Genomic DNA, 20,344 nt, shown 5'->3' on the forward strand with positions numbered 1-20,344 from the left:
CCCTAATGGCTGCCTTTTTGGCTGCTACGCGGGGCGACGTTTCCTTCGGCGAACACTTCGCTGACCTTCTCCCGCAGGCTCGCGCCCTTCCGGGTGGCGACGTCGTTGAGCTCCTGGGCGAAGTCGATAAGGTCAGCCCGCAGCTGGAGCGCGAGCTCGTCCGTGCCCGAGGCCAGCATCCGCACGGCCAGGAGGCCGGCGTTGCGCGCCCCGCCGATCGAAACGGTGGCGACCGGGACGCCGGCGGGCATCTGCACGATGGACAGCAGCGAATCCATGCCGTCGAGCGTCTTCAAAGGCACGGGGACGCCGATCACAGGCAACGGCGTGACCGAGGCGAGCATGCCGGGCAGGTGCGCCGCACCGCCCGCACCGGCGATGATGAGGCGAAGGCCGCGCTCGTGGGCACTCTGGCCGTAGCGGATCATCTCCGTGGGCATCCGGTGCGCGGAGACGACGTCGGCCTCGAACGGGATCCCGAACTCCGACAGGGCTTCCGCGGCGGCTTCCATCACCGGCCAGTCCGAGTCCGAGCCCATGACGAGGCCCACGATCGGGGTGACCGAACCGGCGCCTGCGAGTGGGGCTGCTGCGTTATCGGGTGCGGTGCTCATGCGGTCTCCTCGGGGGTTGGCGCGCTTGTGCCGGCGTGGGCCCGGCCGTTCCGGATGATGTCGGCCACGGTGGTGGCCCGCTGCCGCACGGAGTCGACGTCGGCGGCGGAGGTCCCGACAAGGTTGACGTGGCCGATCTTCCGCCCGGGCCGGACGGCCTTGCCGTAGCAGTGCACCTTCGCGGCCGGTTCGCTCGCGAGGGCCGCCGGGTAGGCCGAAAAGAGGTCCTGGTTGGCCCCGCCGAGGAAGTTCTTCATGACGACGACGGGCCCCAGCAGGTCCGTCGCACCCAGCGGCAGGTTCAGGATGGCCCGCAGGTGCTGCTCGAACTGGCTCGTCACCGAGCCGTCCTGGGTCCAGTGTCCGGTGTTGTGCGGGCGCATGGCGAGCTCGTTGATCAGGAAGCCCGCACCCACGCCCGGCGTCTCGAAGAGCTCGACAGCCATGACACCTGTCACGCCGAGTTCGTTGGCGATCCGGATGGCGGCGTTCTCGGCGGCCGCGGCCACATCGAGGGAAATATCCAAGGCGGGGGCAATCACTTCATCGCACACCCCGTCCACCTGGATGGTGTGCACCACCGGCCACGCGCGTGATTCACCGTCCGGGGTCCTGGCGACCATGGCCGAGAGCTCGCGGCTGAATTCCACCTTGGCCTCGGCCAGCAGTGGAGACATGGCCTCGAACCAGTCGGCGGAGCCGCCCGCGTCCTCGGCCGACGACACGATCCGCACGCCCTTGCCGTCATAACCGCCGCGGGGCATTTTCAACACCACCGGCCAGCCGGTCTCCTCACCGAAGGCGACGAGGTCCGCGACATTGGCGACGGCGGCCCACCGGGGGTTGGGCAGTTCCAGCCGGTCGATCGCGGCCCGCATCACCAGCTTGTCCTGGGCATTGACCAGGGCATCCGGACCGGGATGGACGTTGACTCCGGCCGCGATCAGGGACCGCAGATGGGCCGTGGGGACGTGTTCGTGGTCGAAGGTCAGCACATCCAGGCCGCGGGAGAACTCGAGCAGGTGGTCGAGGTCCTTGTAGTCACCGACCGGGGCGTTGGCCACGGCAGAGACGGCAGAGACGTCCTCGCCTTCGGCGAGAACACGGAGCTCGAAGCCCAGGGCGGTGGCGGCAGGGGCCATCATGCGGGCAAGCTGGCCGCCGCCAACAACACCGATTACAGGAAAAGTCACAAGTCCCAGCCTACCGAAAACCTCGCGGGAACCCGGCTTTTGGCCACCGGAAGCCTGGGAAGAGCCCCGGAAGAGTGCGGGAGCAGCGCCGATTCGATGCTTCGGGGCCCGCCGGGACTCAGTCCGGCGTCGGGTGCGCAGGCCGCCGTCGCGACGGTCCGCGAGGGCGGTCTCCCGGGAAACGGCGCTAAAATGGGCGTTTGGCCCAAAGGCCGACAGTTCCAAAAGGCCATGGAGGGTCATGATTACTACACTTACAGAGCGCATGCGCGGACTGGCCTCGCTGTTCTGGCGCGAAGTGGCCAAGTTCGGCGCCGTCGGCGGCATCGCGTTCGTCATCGACAACGGACTGACGTATTACCTGATGCACGGTCCCATGACCGACAGCGAAGCCAAGGCCCGTTTCTTCGGTGCCAGCGTCGCGACGGTCTTTTCCTGGGTTGCCAACCGATTTTGGACCTTCCGGCACCGCCGGCAGGCCAACGTGCTGCGTGAATTCGTGATGTTCATCATCATTAACGGGATCGGCATCGGCATCTCCACCGGCCTGACGGCGCTCGCGAAGTACGGCATGGGTATTACCGACAAGAACATGTTGTTCCTGGCCGGCGTCGTCGGCATTCTGGTCGCGACCGTGGTCCGGTTCTTCGCGTACCGCTTCCTCGTGTTCAACCAGGAACTCGACGAAGAGCCGGAGTTTTCGCACGACCACGAGATCATTGAGCGGCATCCGCACATGCAGCATGGCCTGGAGCCCGGAGCCAGTGTTTCCAGGACAGCCGTAAAAGAGGCCGTCAAAGATCCCGAGCTGCCCGGCCCGGCGGCCTGACGCGCCGGCCTGATGCCTAGGCCAGGCAGGCCGCCTGGCGCCTACTTTCCGCTGAGGCGCGCTCAGATTCCGCTGATGCGCTCGGCGGAACGCAGTTTGCCGGTCACCTCGACGTCGGGGTGCACCAGGACCACGGAGCCGTCAGCCTTCCAGCTCCCCAGCGACTGCGCAAGGGCCATCTCGAGGCCGTCCTCGGCCGGAACGAGCAGCCGCAGGCCGGCCTCGTGCTCGGCAGCGAAATCGTCCAGGAGCGCCCCGTGTGCGTGGGTTGTCCCGTCCGCGGTGCGGACCGCGGGGCGTTGGGCTTCCGGGTCAATGTGGGGCATAAAGAAGTCTCCGTGGGAGCGGACCTCGGCGGCGTAGTCGAGGACGCCGGTGGGCAGCTCGCCCGGCCACCGCATCGCCAGTGCCGGCAGCGACACCGCGAGGACGGCGTCGAACCCGCCTGCCGCGGCGCCGGGGCCGGGATCCGCAGTGGCCAGCAACTCCGCCTCCGCGTCGTCGAAGACCACCTCCATGCCGAGCTGCCAGGCCGCCAGGGCCAGGATCATGGACTTCCAGTGGGCGGGCAGGTCCAGCCGCAGCCGCATGCCGGGTTCGGCATCGAGTTCGTCCTGCAACAGGTTGGACGTCTTCGCCACCCAGTTGTCCAGCACGCGGCCGGACAGTTCCACCCGCTCGGAATCGGGGCCGTACCAGGTCAGCCGGGGCGCCGTGGACTGGCCGGACCGCAACGCTGTCATCAGTTCGATTGCCGGAATGCTCATGCCTTCATCTTGCCACGGCCCCTCCGGCCGCCCGCGGTGTGATGTCCGTCATGCCCGGGATCCTGCCGCCGGCTACCCCTCGGGCTGCGGCACGGAAAATTTCCCGAAAATTCAAGGAATACCCCCAAAAGTGCTCAGTACCCTGACTATTCCGCGGGTTTCTGCGGGCGGGGCGGGAAAAATACCGGGCGTGGCGTGCCTCCCTTTTGTGTCTCAAGTTGATTATTATCTCCGCCGTGGCTTGACTCCCGGATACTTACACACGTGTAATTAGTTATCTATAGCCACTGCGCATAAACCGGCACTCAACCGAGTGTCCAAGGGGGTCTTGCAGTGGCTGCAAATCAGGAGGGGGACGCCATGGGGCTAGCAGAGCGTATCCATGAAGATGCCGTAGTTGCCGGCCAGGCCACGGCGAAATACCGTTCACGAGGTGTGCCGAGTGACTGGTATGTAGATCCGGCTGATCCGGACGCAGCTGACCGCTACAACGAACACACCAAAGATTCCCTGCAGGACGCGGCGACCGCCTTCCTCGCAGCGCACGATGAACTCCTTGCCGGCCCGGACCAGGACCACGATCCCCTCGACCCGCCCATGGAGCTCCATTCGCCCGGCGCCGGCACCATCGCGCAGCCGGTCTGGATCGGGCTGCCGTCCCGGCAGGACTTCGACGATGAGGGCGAGCTCGGCTGGCAGACCGACGCCCTGTGTGCCCAGACAGATCCCGAAGCCTTCTTCCCGGAAAAGGGCGGCTCCACCCGCGACGCCAAGAAAGTCTGCGGCGCCTGCAACGTGCGTTCCCAGTGCCTCGAATACGCCTTGTCCAACGACGAGCGCTTCGGGATCTGGGGAGGCCTCTCCGAGCGCGAGCGGCGCCGGCTTAGGAAGCGAGCAGTCTAATTCTTCAAGAAGTACGAGTCACCGCCGTCGTGGTCTCCCACGACGGCGGTGATTTTCTCCCCAGGACCCTGGCGGCGCTGGCGGCCCAAACACGGCCCGCCGACGCCGTCATTGGTGTCGACACCGGTTCCCGCGACCACTCCGCAACCCTTCTCGAGCAGGCTCTGGGCAAAGCCAACGTCACCGTGTTCGACCGCCCCAAATCCGGCATGGGCGGGGCCGTCATGGCCGGGCTCAAGGCCCTCGCGCCGTGGCCTTCGACCGGCGCGGCCGGCGTGGCAGGGGCCGCCGGGACAGGCAGTACGGCCGGCGGAACCACCGACGGCGACGCCGGCCGTGCGCCGTGCGCCGACTGGATCTGGCTGCTGCATGACGACGCCGCACCGGCGCCCGAGGCCCTCGCCGAACTCCTCCATGCCGTCGAGCGCGCGCCGTCGGTCACGGTGGCAGGCTGCAAGCAACTGGACTGGCACGCCGAGCGGCGGCTGATCGACGTCGGACTCTCCACGAGCCGCTGGGCCGAGCGCCTGACGCTGATCGACGCCGACGAACTCGACCAGGGCCAGTACGACGGCCGCAGCGACACGTTTGCGGTGAATTCCGCGGGCATGCTGGTCCGCCGCGACATCTGGGAGGAACTCCGCGGCTTTGATCCGGCGCTTCCCGGCAGCGGCGACGACGTCGACTTCTGCTGGCGCAACCGCCTCGCCGGACATCGCGTCGTGGTGGTCCCCAGCGCGAGGATGTTCCATGTGGCGCACCGTCCCCATGCCCTGGGCAACGCGACCGCCGCACGCAAGGCGCAGGTCTATTTGCGGCTCAAGCACGCTGCCGGCTGGAAAGTCCCGCTGCACGCCGCCGGCGCCCTCCTGGGCAGCCTCTTCAAACTCGTCCTGAGCATCGCCGTCAAGGACCCGGGGTACGGGTTCTCCCAACTTCTTGCCACCTTTGCCGGTCTGGGGCGCCCTGCCGCGGTCATCCGCGGGCGGCGCACCGCAGCGCGCACCCGCAGGATCCGGCGCTCCGTCATGAAAGGGCTGCAGACGCCGCGCCGTGAAGTCTGGGCGCACCGGCGCTCGCTCATCGAAGCGCTGGGCGCGGATGACCTCGGCGACGGTCTCACCGGCCCCGACCCGCTGGCCGACCAGCCCACCGGCGACGCCGACGACTTCGCCGCGATCGCCACCCCTGAGCGCGGCTGGGTGGGCAACGGCGCCCTGCTCGCCGTCCTCATTACGACCGCGGTCTCCCTGGCCGGGCTGCTCAGCCTGTTCCGGGCTCCGGCAGTTTCCGGCGGCGCGCTGATCCCCGTCTCCGTGCACCTCTCTGAGATCTGGAACCACGCCTCCACCTGGTGGATCAGCCTCGGTGCGGGCCTGCCGGGCCACGGCGATCCCTTCGGCTACCTCCTGTGGGTGCTGGGTGTGCTCGGCGCCGGGGACGCCAACGGTGCCGTTGGCTGGCTGTTGATCCTTGCCATGCCGCTGTCCGCGCTTGGCGCCTGGTTCGCTGCCGGCGCCCTCACCCGGCGCCGCCGGCTGCGCCTGGCGGCCGCCCTGGTCTGGGCCGGGGCGCCGGCACTCCAAGTGGCCCTCAACCAAGGCCGGCTGGGTGCCTTGCTGGCGCACGTCATGATCCCGGTCCTCGTCCTGGCGCTGCTCCGGGCAACCGGCACGGCGGCAGGCCACGGCGTCCACGCCGTCCCGGCGCCGGGCCAGCGGCGGCTCACGCCCGCGCCAGCCGCCCGCCCCGGCGTCAACGGAACCCCCTCATGGACGGCCGCGGCCGCCGCAGGCCTCGCCCTGGCGGTGGTCACAGCCGCGGCGCCGTCCCTGCTGGTGCCATCGGTGGTCATCATTGCCTTGTGCGGCATGCTCCTGGGCCGCCGCGGCCGCACGGTGTGGTGGGCGCTGCTGCCCAGCCTTGCACTGTTCCTGCCGTTCGCCTTCTCTGTCCTGGACCGGCCGCGGGCGCTCCTGGCCGATCCCGGCATGCCGCTCGGGTTTGACGCCGCTCCGCTCTGGCAGCAGGCCCTGGGCCAGCCGCTGAGTTTCGACGCAGGCGCCGGGCTCACCGGACTGAGCGCTTTCGGCGGGTCCGCCACGGGCTCTGCCGGTCTCGCCGGCGCTCCCTGGGCCCTGCTTTTAGCCGTGCTGCTTGGGCTGCCGGTGCTGCTCCTGGCTCTCGCCGCCTTGTTCATGCCGCGCAGGGTTGTCCTGGCGGGACGCACCTGGACTGCCCGCGGCTTGTGGGCGGCGGCGCTCCTGATGCTGGGCGGCGGCTGGCTCGCCGGGCATGTGGCCTCCGGTGCCAGTGCCGACGTCCTGGTCACGCCGTTCCCCGGTCCCGCCGTTTCGGCTGCGGCCTTCGCGCTGCTTGGGGCGGCTCTCATCGCGGCAGAAGGACTTCTGGACGCCGCGGACCGCGCGGCCGGTACCGGACTGGCCCGGAGGATTCTGCTTCGCGGCACCGCGGTGGCCGCGATGACCCTGCTGCTGGCTTCGCCGCTTGCGGGGTTGGCCGTGTGGACCGCGCAGAACCTGCTGCAGTCCACGACATTGTCGCCTGCACCGGCAGCCACCCCGGCTGCCGCCGGCCTCGGCACTCCCAGGCTCATCCAGCCGGCCCCGGCCCGCACCCTTCCCGCCACGGCGGTGGACCGCGGCGAGGGGCCGGAGCAGGCCAAGACGCTGATCATTGCCAGCAACGAGGACGGAAGCTTCGATGCGTCCCTCATGCGCGGTGCCGGCACCACCCTGGACGGACTGTCCACCATCGCGGCGGCCCGCAACATCATGGGGGAGCCGGGCAAGGAAACAGTCCGCGACGACGACGCCGTGGCCGGGTCGCTCCGGAACGTCGTGGCCACCATCGTGGCCGGCGAGGGCGTGGACCCGCGGGCGGACCTCGAAGGACTCGGCGTCGGCTTTGTGGTGCTCCGTGTCGCGGATTCTGCCTCTGAACTGACGGCCAGCCGTATGGACGCCGTTCCCGGTCTGGTCGCCGTCGGCCAGACCGGCGCGGGCTGGCTCTGGCGGGTCACCCCGCTGGGCGGACCCGGGGTCAAGGACTCCGACGTCGCGCACCGGGTCCGCGTGGTGGACGGCACCGGGGCGGTGGTCGGACTGCTCCCTTCGGAGGAAGTTTCGGCAACCGGCACCGTACCGGCCGGCCCGGAGGGCCGCCTGGTGGTCCTCGCCGACCGCGCCGATCCGGGCTGGAGCGCGTGGCTCGACGGCCGCCGCCTGACCTCGACGACGTCGGGATGGGCCCAGGCGTTTACGCTGCCCGCCCAGGGCGGTCAGCTGAGCATCCGCTACGAAGCGCCCTGGGCTGTCCTGGCCGGAGTCGTGCAGGCCGTTGTCATCGGCCTGACCATTCTCCTGGCCGTGCCCATGCCTGCCCGCCGGTCCAACACCGGCCTGTCCAGGGACGAAGCCTCCCTGCGTAAGGAACATCAGCATGTCTAAGGGCGACACCCCGACCGGCCCGGCCACCGACACCATCGCCGCCGAACCTTCCACGGCCGAAGGCCCGGCCGCCGGCACGTCTGCGGCTGGTCCGGCCGCTGCCTACCCGGCCACTTCTGGTCCGGCCACTGCTGGTCCGGCTGTCGCCGGGGCGAGGCTGCGGAAAAAAGGCGGGCCGCGCGGCGGGGTGATTGGCGGTATCCTCTCCGCCGTCGCCCTCGTGGCCGCGGGCGCAGGCCTGGTATCGGCGGCATCGCTGACACCGCAAAGCCCCGCCAGCCGGCAACTTGCGGCCCCGGTTGCCTCCGTGCCGGCCGGCAGCAGCGTCGGGGTCTGCCCCGGCCCTGCCCGGCTGCTTGAGGGAACCCCCGTGGGCACCGACCCCCAGTTCAGCCCGGAATCCGCCACCGCGAAGACCACCGTCAGCGCCGCCGTACTTGGCTCGAGCGCGGGCGTCATTCCCGGCAGCCGGCTCGCCCGGCTCACGGGGACCCCCCTCGTGGAGATCGCCAAGGGCACCGCGCCCGGAGCCTCCGCGCCCGCATCCCGCACTCCCGTGCTGCTCGCCGGCGTCGTGGCCCAGCGTGAGGTGGACAACGTCAGCGTCCTCAGCGCCGATGCGCAGGACAACCGCCAGGCGGCTGCCGGCGCGGTCCTGAGCTACGCTGCCGAAGACGGAGACCTGCAGGGCTCCGCGGCCGCCGCCTGCCAGCAACCGGGCAACGATCTCTGGCTCGTCGGTGCCAACACGGCCCTGGGCCGCTCGGCGGTCCTGAACCTCACCAATGCCTCCAGCACGCCGGCCACGGTGAGCCTGGACCTCTTCGGCACCGAGGGCCAGATCCAAGCCCCCGGAAGCCGCGGGCTGCTGGTAGCGCCCGGCAGCACCCGGTCCATAGTCCTGGCCGGCCTCGCGCCGGGACAGGAACGCCTCGGCGTGCGGGTCCGCAGCGCCGGCGGCCCGGTGGCTGCCGTCATCCAGCAAAGCGTGCTCCGCGGCCTCACGCCCGGCGGCGTCGACTTCATCACCCCGGGCGCCGGGCCGTCCGACCGCCAGGTGGTCTCCGGCCTCGACATTCAGGATCCGGCAGGCCTGGCCGCGCTCACGGCGAAGCCCGGTTTCGCCGACGCCGGGCCGGCCCTGGAGATCACGGTCCCCGGGGCGGCAGACGCCGTGGTCGAGATCAAGTTGTACGGGCGCGACGGCCAGAAGGCCCTGCCCGGCGGCGGAGTGGTCACGGCGAAGGCGGGCGCGGTCACGGAAGTCTCCCTGGCCGGGGTCCCGGCCGGGACGTACACCTTGGCGGCCACCTCGGATATCTCCTTCGCGGCCGCAACCCGGCTCACGCGGGGGCTGCAGCCGGAGGACGCCGCGGACATCGCGTTCTCCGCCGCGTCGGCCCGGCTGGGCAGCCAGCACATCGTGCCGGTTCCCCGCGTGGGCGACCGGCAGCTCGTGTTCGGCGCGCCCGACGGCAACGCGAGTGTCTCCTATACTCCCGTCACCGCGGACGGCAAGATCCGGACCGCAGCCACCGCCGAGATTGCCGGCGGAACGACCGTGTCCATCAAGATCCCCTCGGACGTCGGCGGTTCGCCGCTGGTGGGCTATGTTGTGTCCGCGGCCGGGGACCCGGCTTACGGGGCACTGCTCCTGGGCCGCGACGGCCGGCAGGACATTTCCACGGTAGCCGTGGCCCCGGAAGCGGCAGGACAGCGGCAAGTCCCCGTCACGCTCGGGTACTAGGACCGCTCGGGTACCAAGACCGAGCGGGTGCACGGTGCCGGGCGGATCGGCGGCGTCCGGTCCCGGGGCGCGGCTAGTACCGGCGGCGGTAGACCGGGTCGAGGGACTCGGGAGGCACGCCGAGCATCTCGGCCGTGTATTCCACGACGACGTCGTGCACCAGGTCCTGGAGTTCATCCCGGGTTCCGCACGCCTGCTCCACCACCCGGCGGTACAGCGTGATGACCGGTCCCTCCTCGGCCGTCGCGGCCGTGAAGGCGCCCATCGGAGCCGGGGTGCGGTCCGCCACGAGCTGTTCCAAGCCCGGAGGGATCTCGTCGACGGCAAAGCGGACGCCGTCGAGGGGTTTGCCCCAGATGTCGTGTAGCCGCTGGGCCGAGTCCAGGACGAAATCGTCGAAGCGGTCGGAGCGGGTCCGGTAGCCGGGCAACGTCGGGAGCATGAGCTCACCGCGAAGCCCCCGGCCGTGCCGGTTTCTGCGGCGCTGCCGGAAGCTCTTTCCCCGGACAGCGGGAGGCGACCCGGTCGCGGGTGCGCCAGCGGGGGCGGAACCGGCGCCTGTGTCTCCGGCGTCGGGGTCAGCCAACCGGACCGTGAAACCCGAATCGTGGTGCGATGACTGCATATCTTGACTCTAAACCCGCGGAATGATTTACGCGATATGGGCCCATCGGCGAGCCGCCACCGCCGCCCAAAGCACTCCCGGGACAGCCCTACGGCACTCCCGCGGCATTGCTGCGGCACACTTGCGGCACTCCGAAGGGTGGTTCAATGCGCGGCCCCCGGCGTCAGGGGGAGTAGTCTGTGATGTCGTGGGTGCTATTCGTCTTTGTTCGAGGTCTGCCTGCCGCAATTCTGCGGTGGCCACTTTGACGTACGTCTACGCCGACTCCACGGCAGTCCTGGGCCCGCTTGCCACCTACGCCGAACCGCACTGCTACGACCTGTGCGAACAGCACGCGGACTCGCTAACGGTCCCGCGCGGCTGGGAAGTCATGCGCCTGGCGATGCCGGCGACGCCGGCCGGCCCCGGACCGGACGACCTCCTGGCCCTCGCCAACGCCGTCCGCGAGGCCGCCTCCCGTCCGGCCGCGGCGGAACCGGCAAAGGGGCAGCGCACCCTGCATCCGGCCCTGGAAGCCCCGGCCCCTGCCGAAGGCACCCGGCGCGGGCATCTGCGCGTCCTGCGAGAACCTTCCTAACGCCCCAACTGGCGGTAGGGTGGAAACTGCAAAAAGCCGTAAGCCACCGGCGCCTTCCGCGGCGCCCTTCAGGGAGCGTCCACTATGCCCAAGCTCAGTCCCGAACTCTTGTCTGTCCTGCGATGCCCGGTCGCCGGGTCCGCCTTGGAGCAGGAAGGCGACGAGCTCGTCACGGTCGGCGGGCCCGGGGACAAGCTGCGGTACCGGATTGAGGACGGTATCCCGCTGCTGCTGCCTCCGGAACTCCTGCCCGCCGCCGCGGCGGCGCCCGCTGATCAGCACGACGCAGGCCAGCACGGCGCGGCCCCGCGCCACGCCGCCGAATAGCCAATCCGCACGAAACGGCCCGCACCAGCAGAGGACTAAAGACCTGCCGGACACCCATCGGGGACGCCTCCGGCCGCGAATGACTGCTTAGGGCCAGAACTGCCCGGAATTACCCAGCTTCAGATACGCAACGTCACCGGCCACAACAAAGGATTCACATGACTTTCGATTACAAGATTGCGGACATTTCCCTGGCCGAGGCGGGCCGCCACCAGATCCGCCTCGCCGAGCACGAGATGCCCGGACTTATGTCCCTGCGCGAGGAATTCGGCGCCAGCCAGCCGCTCAAGGGCGCCAGGATCGCCGGATCGCTGCACATGACGGTCCAGACCGCGGTGCTGATCGAGACCCTCACCGCCCTCGGCGCGGAAGTCCGCTGGGCTTCCTGCAACATCTTCTCCACCCAGGACGAGGCCGCGGCCGCCGTCGTGGTCGGCCAGGGCACTGTGGAGGACCCGCAGGGCGTCCCCGTCTTCGCCTGGAAGGGCGAGACGCTGGAGGAATACTGGTGGACGGCCCAGCAGATCCTCACCTGGCCGGGCGCCGACGCCAATCCGGAGCTGGGCCCGAACATGATCCTGGACGACGGCGGCGACGCCACCATGCTCGTGCACAAGGGCGTCGAATTCGAGGCCGCCGGTGCCGTGCCCGCCGCCGCCGAGGACGAGTCCGAGGAAGGCCGGGTCTTCCTGGACGTGCTGCGCGCCTCCCTCGCAACCGACCCGCAGAAGTGGACCCGCATCGGCTCGCTCCTGCTCGGCGTCACCGAGGAGACGACCACCGGTGTGCACCGCCTGTACCAGCTCGCCGAGCAGGGCAAGCTGCTCTTCCCGGCGATCAACGTCAACGACTCCGTCACCAAGAGCAAGTTCGACAACAAGTACGGCATCCGCCACTCCCTGCCTGACGGCATCAACCGCGCCACCGACGTCCTGATGGGCGGCAAGGTCGCCGTCGTCTGCGGGTACGGCGACGTCGGCAAGGGCGCCGCTGAGGCCTTCCGCGGCCAGGGCTCACGCGTGATCGTGACCGAAATCGATCCGATCTGCGCGCTCCAGGCAGCCATGGACGGTTACCAGGTGGCGAAGCTCGAATCCGTCCTCAGCGAGGGCCACATCTTCATCACCACTACGGGCAACAAAGATGTCATCATGGCCGAGCACATGGCGGGCATGCGCGACAAGGCGATCGTGGGCAACATCGGCCACTTCGACAACGAGATCGACATGGCCGGGCTGGCCCGGATCCCGGGCATCAAGAAGGTCGAGATCAAGCCGCAGGTGCACGAGTGGGTCTTCCCCGCCGATCCCGAAACGGGAAAGAGCAGTCGCTCCATCATCGTCCTCTCCGAGGGCCGCCTGCTGAACCTCGGCAACGCCACCGGACACCCGTCGTTCGTGATGAGCAACTCCTTCGCCAACCAGACGATCGCCCAGATCGAACTGTTCACGAAGGCAGGCCAGCCCGAGGGCGAGCGCGAATACGAGAAGCAGGTCTACGTCCTGCCAAAGATCCTGGACGAGAAGGTCGCCCGCCTGCACCTGGGCGCCCTCGACGTGGAGCTGACCGAACTGTCCAAGGAACAGGCCGAGTACCTGGACGTCGAGGTCGCCGGGCCGTACAAGCCCGAGCACTACCGCTACTAGGAACCCCTCCGAAGGGTCCCGGACAACGGTCCGGGGCCCTTCGTTGTGACCGTTTTGGGGGCCCTTTTGTAACCGGATCGTGGTGTAACCGGACAAGGGTTCCAAGGTAACTCCCTTATGCTGGCAGGATGACGTGTGGAAACGCCCGGGTCCTGTGATGGCCCTGAAAACCTGGAGTACCGGCCGAAAAATCGCCCTGGTGGGGGTGGTCTGCGCCCTGGCAGCCGGCGGCGGGGCCTTCGCCGCAGCCGCCCCAGGGCTGGCCCAGTCGGGGATTTACTCCGAGGCCGGATCGCCGGCACGGACGACGCCGGGCCTTGCAGATCCGGTAGTGGCTCCCGCGGAACTCGCCGTCGCTCCCGATGACGGCGCCAAGCAGGTCAACCCCGCGGCGCCGGTGTCCCTGAAGGTGACGAACGGCCGGATTGACCGGGTGGCCCTCACGAGCGACGACGGCGAGACCATTGACGGGACCCAGAGCGCGGACGGTACCGCCTGGACCTCCGCCGGCAACCTGAAGTTCAACACCCGGTACAACTACACGTACTCCGTGCTGGACGGCGCCGGACGCACCACCCACAACACCCGCTCGTTCACGACCGTCTCCACGGCCAACGAGGCCGACGCCGCCATCTACCCGCTGGACGGGATGAAGGTGGGCGTGGCCCAGCCCCTGCAGATCACCTTCAGCGAGCCGGTCCTCAACCGGGACGCCGTCGAAAAAGCCATCAAGATCACCTCCACCTCCGGCCAGGTGGGCGCTTTCCACTGGTACAACAACAACACCGTCAGGTACCGGCCGGAGGCCTTCTGGACCGCCAACAGCACCATCACGATGGACATGAAGCTCTTCGGCGTCGAACTGGGCAACGGGCAGGTCGGCAACTTCAACAAGACGGTCACCGTCCACATCGGGGACAAGAAGGTGGCGGTCGCCGACGCCAAGGCCCACACGTTCTCGGTCAGCATCAACGACAAGCCGGCAGGGCAGTGGCCGGCGACCATGGGCGACACACGTTTCCCCTCGGCCCGCGGCTACCTCGTCCTGATGGAAAAGCACCGGGTGGAGCACATGGACGCCTCCACCATCGGACTCAAACCGGGGGACCCGGCCTACTACGGCCAGCTGGACGTCAACTACGCCACGCGCCTGACGCCCAGCGGGGAGTTCATCCACCAGGCCACGGACTCCGCATTGCCCTTCATCGGCAAGACGAACCTCTCCCACGGCTGCATCGGCCTGGGCCCGGACGGCGCGCAGTGGGTCTTCGACAACATGACCACGGGCGACGTCGTCCAGGTGGTCAACACCGAGGGCGACTTTGCCAACTTCGACGACGGCTTCGGGGACTGGAACATCCCGTGGGCCCAATACGCCAACTGACGGGGTGGCATCTCGCCGAGCCTCATCCCCTGACGGTAGGCTCGGAGCCAGATAAGTTGCGCAGCCGGGCGCAGGCCGGGCGGCGCGGAAGCCTACGGAAGCGAAGCTCCACGTGACTGACACAAGTCCTACCCCTCCCGACCGGCCGGATCCGAACCTGGATCCGACGGATGACACCGACGAGCCGGCTTTTGACTGGATGAAACCGGCCGCTGCCACCAAGCCCGCCGGAGGCACTGCAACCACGCCCGCCGCCACGGCTGCGGCCGCGGGCACGTCCGCCGCGAAGAAGGACGACGTCGGCGGGGGAGCGGCCGCCGGGGCGGCAGCGCCGTCCACAACAAGCCAGCCGGAGAGCCGCGCCGACCGCAAGGCGGCCGAGGCCGCCGTCGTCCGCCCGGGCGCCGCGTCCGATGAGCTGCTGCAGACCTCGGCCCTGCAGATCCGTCCTCCGCAGGAGGAGGTTGAGCGCCGCAATGCCGAACGCGAACAGGCGGCCAAGGCCAAGCCTGTCCTCCCGCGGGTGATGCAGGTGATGCTCGCCGTGTTCTACCCGGTTATCCTGCTGGTGCTGGCCGTCCGCGCCGTCACCAGCCCCTTGTTCCTCTGGGTGGAATACAACCGCCCGGGCTTCCCCGGGGACGGCTACGGCTTCAGCACCGATGACCGCATGACCTACGGCTCCTACGCCGTGGACTACCTCAGCAACTGGTCGGGCCCGCGCTATCTCGGCGATCTGGTGGGCCAAAGCGGCGACCGTCTGTTCAAGGACGGCGAAGTCAGCCACATGGCCGACGTCAAGACCGTCATCCTGTCGACGTTCAGTGCAGGCACCCTGTTGATCCTGCTGAGCCTGGTCGCCGTGATTTACCTGAAGCGGCGCCACAACGGGGGAGTCCGCCGCGGCCTGTTCGCCGGCTCGATCATTTCGCTCGCGATCATCATCGGCCTCGGAACCCTCGCCGTGCTCGGCTGGGAGCAGTTCTTCACCGACTTTCACCGTATTTTCTTCGCCAACGGGACGTGGACCTTTACGCTCCAGGACACCCTGATCCGGTTGTTCCCGGGTCAGTTCTGGATGGACGCCGGGATGGTGATCGGCGGCCTGGTCCTGCTCGCTTCCCTGGTGACCCTGATCCTGACCTGGCCCACACGCCGGCGCCGCGGCCTTGGCCGGAAAGCAGCCGCCGGGTCCAAAGACACCGGCGTCGCGGCCTCAGGCAGCACGGCAGACAGCCCCGCCGGCAGTCCGGCGGACGCCCCGGCCGGCAGCGACGGCGACAGTTCGGGCGGCGGGGCATCGGAGACGGAGCGCACCCGCCACACCGTCTGAGCAGCAGAAACGGCCGGCACCTTTGTGCCGGCCGTTTCGCTGTCCCGGCTGGTTAGGGGCGGCGCGTGTATGGGGGCTCAGCCGTAGATGCGGTTGATGTGCTCCTCGTAGTCCCGCACGACGGCGGCCCGCTTGAGTTTGAGCGAGGGTGTCAGGTGCCCTGATTCGACCGTGAAGTCGGCGTCCAGGATGACGAAGCTGCGGATGGATTCAGCCTTGGAGACCAGCAGGTTCGCCTCATCGATGGCGCCCTGGATCGAGGCCCGCACCATCCCGTCCGCAGCGGCCTCGGCCGGAGTCATGACGGGCACCTTCCGGGCGGTGCACCAGTTGTGGAGCCCTTCCGGGTCCAGGTTGATCAGGGCTGACACGAACGGCCTGCCGTCACCGATCACGACGGCCTGGCCTACCAGCTGGTGCTCGCGGATCTTCTCCTCGAGTGGGCCGGGGGCCACGTTCTTGCCGCCGGCCGTCACCAGCAGGTCCTTCTTGCGCCCGGTGATGGTCAGGAAGCCGTCCTCATCGAGGGAGCCGAGGTCCCCGGTGCGGAAAAAGCCGTCCACGAAGGCTTCCGCGTTGGCGGCCTCGTTGGCGTGGTAGCCCTTGAAGACCCCGATGCCCTTGACCAGGATCTCGCCGTCGTCGGCCACCCGGATAGTGGTTCCCGGCACCGGGATACCGACCGTCCCCACCTTGGTCCGTGCCGGCGTGTTGGCCGTGCACGGCGCCGTGGTTTCGGTCAGGCCGTAGCCTTCCAGGACGGGGATGCCGGCGCCGCGGAAGAAATGGGCGTCACTGGAGCTCAGCGGACTGGCCCCGGAGACCGTGTACCGCAGCTGGCCGCCGAAGGCCTCCCGGAGCCTGGGGTAGAACAGCCGCTCAAAGAGTCCGTGCCGGACCCTCAGGATCCGTCCGGGGCCCTTCCCGTCGCCCCGGGAGGCGGCGTCCAGCGCCCTGGAGTAGTCGACCGCGGCCGCCGCTGCGGCTGTGAACACCCGCCCCTTGCCGGCCGCGGCGGCCTTTTGCGCGGCGCCGGCGTAGACCTTTTCGAAGATCCGGGGGACCACCAGCAAGAACGTGGGTTTGAAACTGGCCAGGTCCTCCAGGAGTTCCTTGGCGCTTGCGGTGTGGCCGACGGTGGCGCCGGCGCTCAGGCAGATCACCTGGACCGCACGGGCCAGGACGTGCGCGAGGGGCAGGAACATCAAGGTCCGGGAACGCGGTTGCATGAGGATCTCGGGAAGGAAGAGGACGATGTTCTTGGCGACAAGGGCGAAGTTGGCGTGCGTGATCTCGCAGCCCTTGGGCCTGCCCGTGGTGCCCGAGGTGTAGACCAGCGACGCAACGTCGGCGAGGGACGCGGCGCTCCGGTGTCGCTCGAGTTCGGCGTCGGTCACCCCGGTGCCGGCTGCGGCGAGACTCGCCAGGTTCGGTGCGGCGCCGTCGTTCTCCATCCGGACGACGGCGACAAGCCGGTCGCCGAGGACTGTGGACGCGTCCAGAACGCCCTGGACCAGGGCCGCCTTGGCCTGGTCTTCAACGAACACGCGCCGTGCCCCCGAGTCGTGGAGGATCCACTCGACCTGGCTGGCGGAGGAGGTCTCGTAGACCGGAACCGTGACGCCGCCGGCAAACCAGATGGCAAAATCCACCACTGTCCACTCATACCGGGTCGCTGACATGACCGCCACAGTGTCGCCCGGGGTGAGTCCGCCGGCAATCAGGCCCTTGGCCAGGGCGGTGACCTGGTCCAGGAAGTGCTGGACCGGGACGTCGGTCCAGCCGCCGGGACCCTTGCGGGAGTAGAGGGCGTGCACGGGGTCGTTCGCGTGCTGCTCCAGGAGCAGGTCGGTCACGTTGCTCTCCGGGTCCAGCTCCACGAGCAGTCCGGTGCTTGCTTCTCTCACAGCCGAGTCTCCATTCCTGGTCCGCCCGGAGTTCGGCGGACTTTCCCCTGCAATCCTGCCTTAGATCCAGGAAGGCATCCACATCCGCAGGCGCCATTCCTGGTACGGGATAACCTCGCCGGTCCAGACCGGGTAGAAGAACGCGGACACCAGTACGGCGGCCACCACAAACAGCGCAACGAGGCAGAACCCGGATCGCCGCCGCCAGAGGGGGTCGCTGCGCTGGCCAAGGACCAGGCCCAGGCAATAGACCAGCGCCAGCACCAGGAACGGTTCGAAGGACACGGCGTAGAAGAAGAAGGTGGTGCGCTCCGGGTACATGAACCAGGGGAGGTAGCCGGCCGCCACCCCGGCCAGGACCGCGCCGGCGCGCCAGTCGCGGCGCCCCGCCCACCAGAACAGCAGGATGACCAGAGAGACGGCCGCGCCCCACCAGATCAGCGGGTTGCCTACCGAGAGGATGGCGGAGGTGCAGTTGCTGAGGTCGCAGCCGGGGGTGCCCTTGGCGGGGGATTCGTAGAAGAAGGACGTCGGCCGGCCCATGACCAGCCAGGTCCAGGCACTGGCCTCGTAGGGGTGGTCGGAGCTCAGGCCCTGATGGAACTTGTACGCCTCCAGGTGGTAGTGCGCCAGGGACCGTACGGCGTTCGGCAGCCAGCCCCACTCGGCCGAGGGGTTGGCCTCGGCCCAGTGCCGGAAGTACGCGTCCTTGGACAGGAACCAGCCCGTCCATGTGAAGCCATAGACCACCGCAGCCACCGGGACGATGGTCAGGAAGGCCGGGACGCCGTCTTTGAGGATGCCGCCGCTGATCCAGGCATGCACGCCGGCGATGCGCCGCGCGCTGAGGTCCCAGAACACGGTCAGCAGGCCGAAACCGGCCAGGAAGAACAGCCCGGACCATTTCGTCCCCACGGCCAGGCCCAGGCAGACGCCGGCCGCGAGGCGCCACCAGCGGATGCCGAGCCAGGGTCCGGACGTGAGCTGCAGCGCCGAGGGGCGTCCCGTGGGAGAGGCTGCGGCCTGCCGGCCGAGCCGGGCCGCCAGACGCCGCCGGCCGTCGTCGCGGTCCATCAGCAGGGCACCGAACGCGGCAAGGAGCCAGAACATGAGGAAGATGTCCAGCAGCGAGGTCCGGGACATCACGAGGTGGTGGCCGTCCACGGCAAGCAGGACGCCGGCAACCGCGCCCAGCGTCAGGGATCGGAAGAGTTTCTGCGCGATCAAAGCCAGCAGGAAGATGGAGAGGGTCCCCGTCAGGGCCGCACCGAACCGCCAGCCGAAGGGGTTGTCCGCACCGAACAGCCACATGCCCGCGGCAATCATCCACTTGCCGACCGGCGGGTGCACCACATACTCCGGGGAGTTCAGGAGCACGCCGGGGTTGCCTGCAATGAAGGAGTCGTTCGCCCGGTCGGGCCAGCTGCGCTCGTAGCCGCTGACCAGCAACGAATACGCGTCTTTGACGTAGTAGGTTTCGTCAAAGACCAGGTTGCGGGGTGTGTCCAGCCGGACGAACCGCAGGATGCCGCCCAGCGCCGCCGTGAGGGCGGGAATGAGCCAGTACCAGAGCCGCAGCGACGCCGGGTAGTCCCGCCAGCTTTGGATGCTGCCGATCAGGCGTTCCTTGAGGGCCTCCGTGGTGAAAGCCTCGGCGGGGCGGCCGATCCAGCGGTGCCCCTCAAGATTGCGGCCGGTGCGGACGCGGCCGCGGGCCTGGCTGCCGGCGCTGCCGTTGTTTGGCCCTGTTGACGGCGATGCGGCGGCGCCGGCCTCGGGCGGGAGCGTGGGGGTCTGGGTCACGTTGCCCATGCTACCTTTCGCGGCTGTGCTCGTCGGGCCGTGCCGCGGCGGCAGTAGGCTGGTCATGTGGACCACGAACCGAGTACTTCCCCCCATCTTGATCTTCGCTCCGAAGACAGCGCCGACGGCGCCCTTCCCGTTGACGAAGCCGCGCCCGGCAGTGTTCCGGCCGCTGGCGGACCCGGCCGCATCGTCCTCGCGGCGACGCCGATCGGAAACACCGGCGATGCTTCGGCGCGGCTCGTGGAGCTGCTCACGACGGCGGACATCGTCGCCGCCGAGGATACGCGGCGGCTGCACCGGCTCGTGCAGACCCTGGGCATCACGGTGGGCGGCCGGATCATCAGCTATCACGAGCACAATGAGGCCGCCAAGACGGCTGACCTGCTGGACCAGGTCCGGTCCGGCAAGACCCTGGTCATGGTGACCGACGCCGGCATGCCGTCCGTCTCGGACCCGGGGTTCCGGCTGGTTGAAGGCGCTGTGGCGGCCGGGCTCACCGTCACCGCCGCCCCCGGGCCCTCCGCCGTGCTGACCGCCTTGGCCCTGTCCGGCCTGCCGACCGACCGCTTCTGCTTCGAAGGATTCCTGCCCCGCAAGGCAGGCGAACGCTCCTCGCGGCTGGCGGACCTCGACGCGGAGCGGCGCACTATGGTGTTTTTCGAGGCGCCGCACCGGCTGGAGCCGATGCTGAGGGCGCTGCGGGAACGCTTCGGCGCCGACCGCCGGGCCGCCGTCTGCCGTGAACTCACGAAAACGTATGAAGAAGTCATCCGCGGCACCCTGCGCGAACTGCTCGAATGGGCGGAGACCAACGAGGTGCGCGGCGAAATCGCCGTGGTGGTTGGGGGCGCTCCTGAACGCGAACCGGGCCGCCCCGAGGACCACGTGGCCGCCGTCAACGGCCTGATCGCCCAGGGCATCCGGCTCAAGGAAGCCGTCGCCGCGGTGGCCGAGGACGCGAAAGTCAGCAAGCGCGAACTCTACTCCGCGGTGCTCGCCGCGCGGTGATCGCGTGGGCGGGTTCCGGGGCGACCCGGGGCCTCGCCGGCCGCAGCGGGCACGGTTCGCCACGGGTTGTGCAGCTGCACAGCATTTTCCGGATCGCGTAGTGCGCGCATGCATAGACTTGCCTGTGAGCGCGGCAGTACCGTGGCAGTAATCCAGGCGGCCGGCCCTACGGGAACGAGCGCCTTAACCGGCACGCAGTGCCAATAAA

General features: G+C 69.1%; 16 protein-coding genes. 10 read left to right on the plus strand and 6 right to left on the minus strand.

Annotation, left to right across the window (positions count from 1 at the left end; translation table 11 throughout):
- Positions 1–2: 2 nt before the first annotated feature.
- Both purE and C9424_RS06190 read right to left on the minus strand, forming a co-directional pair.
- On the minus strand, positions 3–614 hold the full coding sequence (gene purE, locus C9424_RS06185) for a 5-(carboxyamino)imidazole ribonucleotide mutase (RefSeq protein ID WP_116766019.1): 612 nt from the start codon (positions 612–614) through the stop codon (positions 3–5).
- Entirely contained in the window at positions 611–1,759 is a 1,149-nt protein-coding gene (locus C9424_RS06190; RefSeq protein ID WP_237563329.1) for a 5-(carboxyamino)imidazole ribonucleotide synthase, read from the minus strand. The genes purE and C9424_RS06190 overlap by 4 nt, the downstream gene beginning before the upstream one ends.
- A 289-nt stretch (positions 1,760–2,048) precedes the next feature.
- Here C9424_RS06190 and C9424_RS06195 point away from each other — a divergent pair, with 289 nt between their 5' ends.
- Positions 2,049–2,636, plus strand: a complete 588-nt coding sequence (locus C9424_RS06195) for a GtrA family protein (RefSeq protein WP_237563320.1) — start codon at positions 2,049–2,051, stop codon at positions 2,634–2,636.
- A gap of 62 nt (positions 2,637–2,698) precedes the next feature.
- Here the strand turns inward: C9424_RS06195 and C9424_RS06200 are convergent, their stop codons facing one another.
- On the minus strand, positions 2,699–3,403 hold the full coding sequence (locus C9424_RS06200; protein WP_116766022.1) for a TIGR03089 family protein: 705 nt from the start codon (positions 3,401–3,403) through the stop codon (positions 2,699–2,701).
- Between the two features lie 360 nt (positions 3,404–3,763).
- Here C9424_RS06200 and C9424_RS06205 point away from each other — a divergent pair, with 360 nt between their 5' ends.
- Genes C9424_RS06205 through C9424_RS06215 form a run of 3 tightly spaced genes read left to right on the plus strand, consistent with a single transcriptional unit; the run spans position 3,764 to position 9,523 of the window.
- Positions 3,764–4,306 carry a WhiB family transcriptional regulator gene (locus tag C9424_RS06205; RefSeq protein ID WP_091250744.1) on the plus strand — a complete coding sequence of 181 codons (543 nt, stop codon included), beginning with the start codon at positions 3,764–3,766 and terminating at the stop codon, positions 4,304–4,306.
- Positions 4,307–4,335: 29 nt separating this feature from the next.
- Complete coding sequence (locus C9424_RS06210; RefSeq protein WP_116766023.1) at positions 4,336–7,776, plus strand: glycosyltransferase; 3,441 nt, start codon at positions 4,336–4,338, stop codon at positions 7,774–7,776.
- Positions 7,769–9,523, plus strand: a complete 1,755-nt coding sequence (locus C9424_RS06215) for a DUF5719 family protein (RefSeq protein ID WP_237563321.1) — start codon at positions 7,769–7,771, stop codon at positions 9,521–9,523. The genes C9424_RS06210 and C9424_RS06215 overlap by 8 nt, the downstream gene beginning before the upstream one ends.
- A gap of 73 nt (positions 9,524–9,596) precedes the next feature.
- Here the strand turns inward: C9424_RS06215 and C9424_RS06220 are convergent, their stop codons facing one another.
- Positions 9,597–10,148, minus strand: coding sequence for a metallopeptidase family protein (locus tag C9424_RS06220; RefSeq protein ID WP_116766024.1), 552 nt, complete (start codon positions 10,146–10,148; stop codon positions 9,597–9,599).
- 187 nt (positions 10,149–10,335) lie between these two features.
- On the opposite strand from C9424_RS06220, the gene C9424_RS06225 reads away from it, so the two are divergent.
- From C9424_RS06225 to C9424_RS06245, 5 genes are all read left to right on the plus strand, one after another.
- Positions 10,336–10,725, plus strand: coding sequence for a DUF3499 domain-containing protein (locus C9424_RS06225; RefSeq protein ID WP_091250737.1), 390 nt, complete (start codon positions 10,336–10,338; stop codon positions 10,723–10,725).
- An 84-nt stretch (positions 10,726–10,809) separates the two neighbouring features.
- Complete coding sequence (locus C9424_RS06230; protein WP_116766025.1) at positions 10,810–11,052, plus strand: Trm112 family protein; 243 nt, start codon at positions 10,810–10,812, stop codon at positions 11,050–11,052.
- A 158-nt stretch (positions 11,053–11,210) separates the two neighbouring features.
- Positions 11,211–12,698 (plus strand): adenosylhomocysteinase, encoded by a 1,488-nt coding sequence (gene ahcY / locus C9424_RS06235; protein ID WP_116766026.1) that lies wholly within the window; start codon positions 11,211–11,213, stop codon positions 12,696–12,698.
- A 157-nt stretch (positions 12,699–12,855) separates the two neighbouring features.
- Positions 12,856–14,082, plus strand: a complete 1,227-nt coding sequence (locus C9424_RS06240; RefSeq protein ID WP_116766027.1) for a L,D-transpeptidase — start codon at positions 12,856–12,858, stop codon at positions 14,080–14,082.
- A 112-nt stretch (positions 14,083–14,194) separates the two neighbouring features.
- The gene (locus C9424_RS06245; RefSeq protein WP_116766028.1) at positions 14,195–15,415 is read left to right on the plus strand and encodes a TIGR01906 family membrane protein; all 1,221 of its coding nucleotides are present in this window, start codon (positions 14,195–14,197) and stop codon (positions 15,413–15,415) included.
- Positions 15,416–15,492: 77 nt separating this feature from the next.
- On the opposite strand, the gene C9424_RS06250 is transcribed toward C9424_RS06245, so the two are convergent.
- The gene (locus tag C9424_RS06250) at positions 15,493–17,322 is read right to left on the minus strand and encodes an AMP-dependent synthetase/ligase (protein WP_116766029.1); all 1,830 of its coding nucleotides are present in this window, start codon (positions 17,320–17,322) and stop codon (positions 15,493–15,495) included.
- Positions 17,323–17,382: 60 nt separating this feature from the next.
- Positions 17,383–19,134 (minus strand): dolichyl-phosphate-mannose--protein mannosyltransferase, encoded by a 1,752-nt coding sequence (locus C9424_RS06255; RefSeq protein WP_116766030.1) that lies wholly within the window; start codon positions 19,132–19,134, stop codon positions 17,383–17,385.
- A gap of 180 nt (positions 19,135–19,314) precedes the next feature.
- On the opposite strand from C9424_RS06255, the gene rsmI reads away from it, so the two are divergent.
- Entirely contained in the window at positions 19,315–20,136 is an 822-nt protein-coding gene (gene rsmI, locus C9424_RS06260; protein ID WP_116766124.1) for a 16S rRNA (cytidine(1402)-2'-O)-methyltransferase, read from the plus strand.
- Positions 20,137–20,344 lie beyond the last annotated feature (208 nt).

Source organism: Arthrobacter sp. H-02-3 (assembly GCF_003097355.1).
Lineage (GTDB): Bacteria > Actinomycetota > Actinomycetes > Actinomycetales > Micrococcaceae > Arthrobacter > Arthrobacter humicola.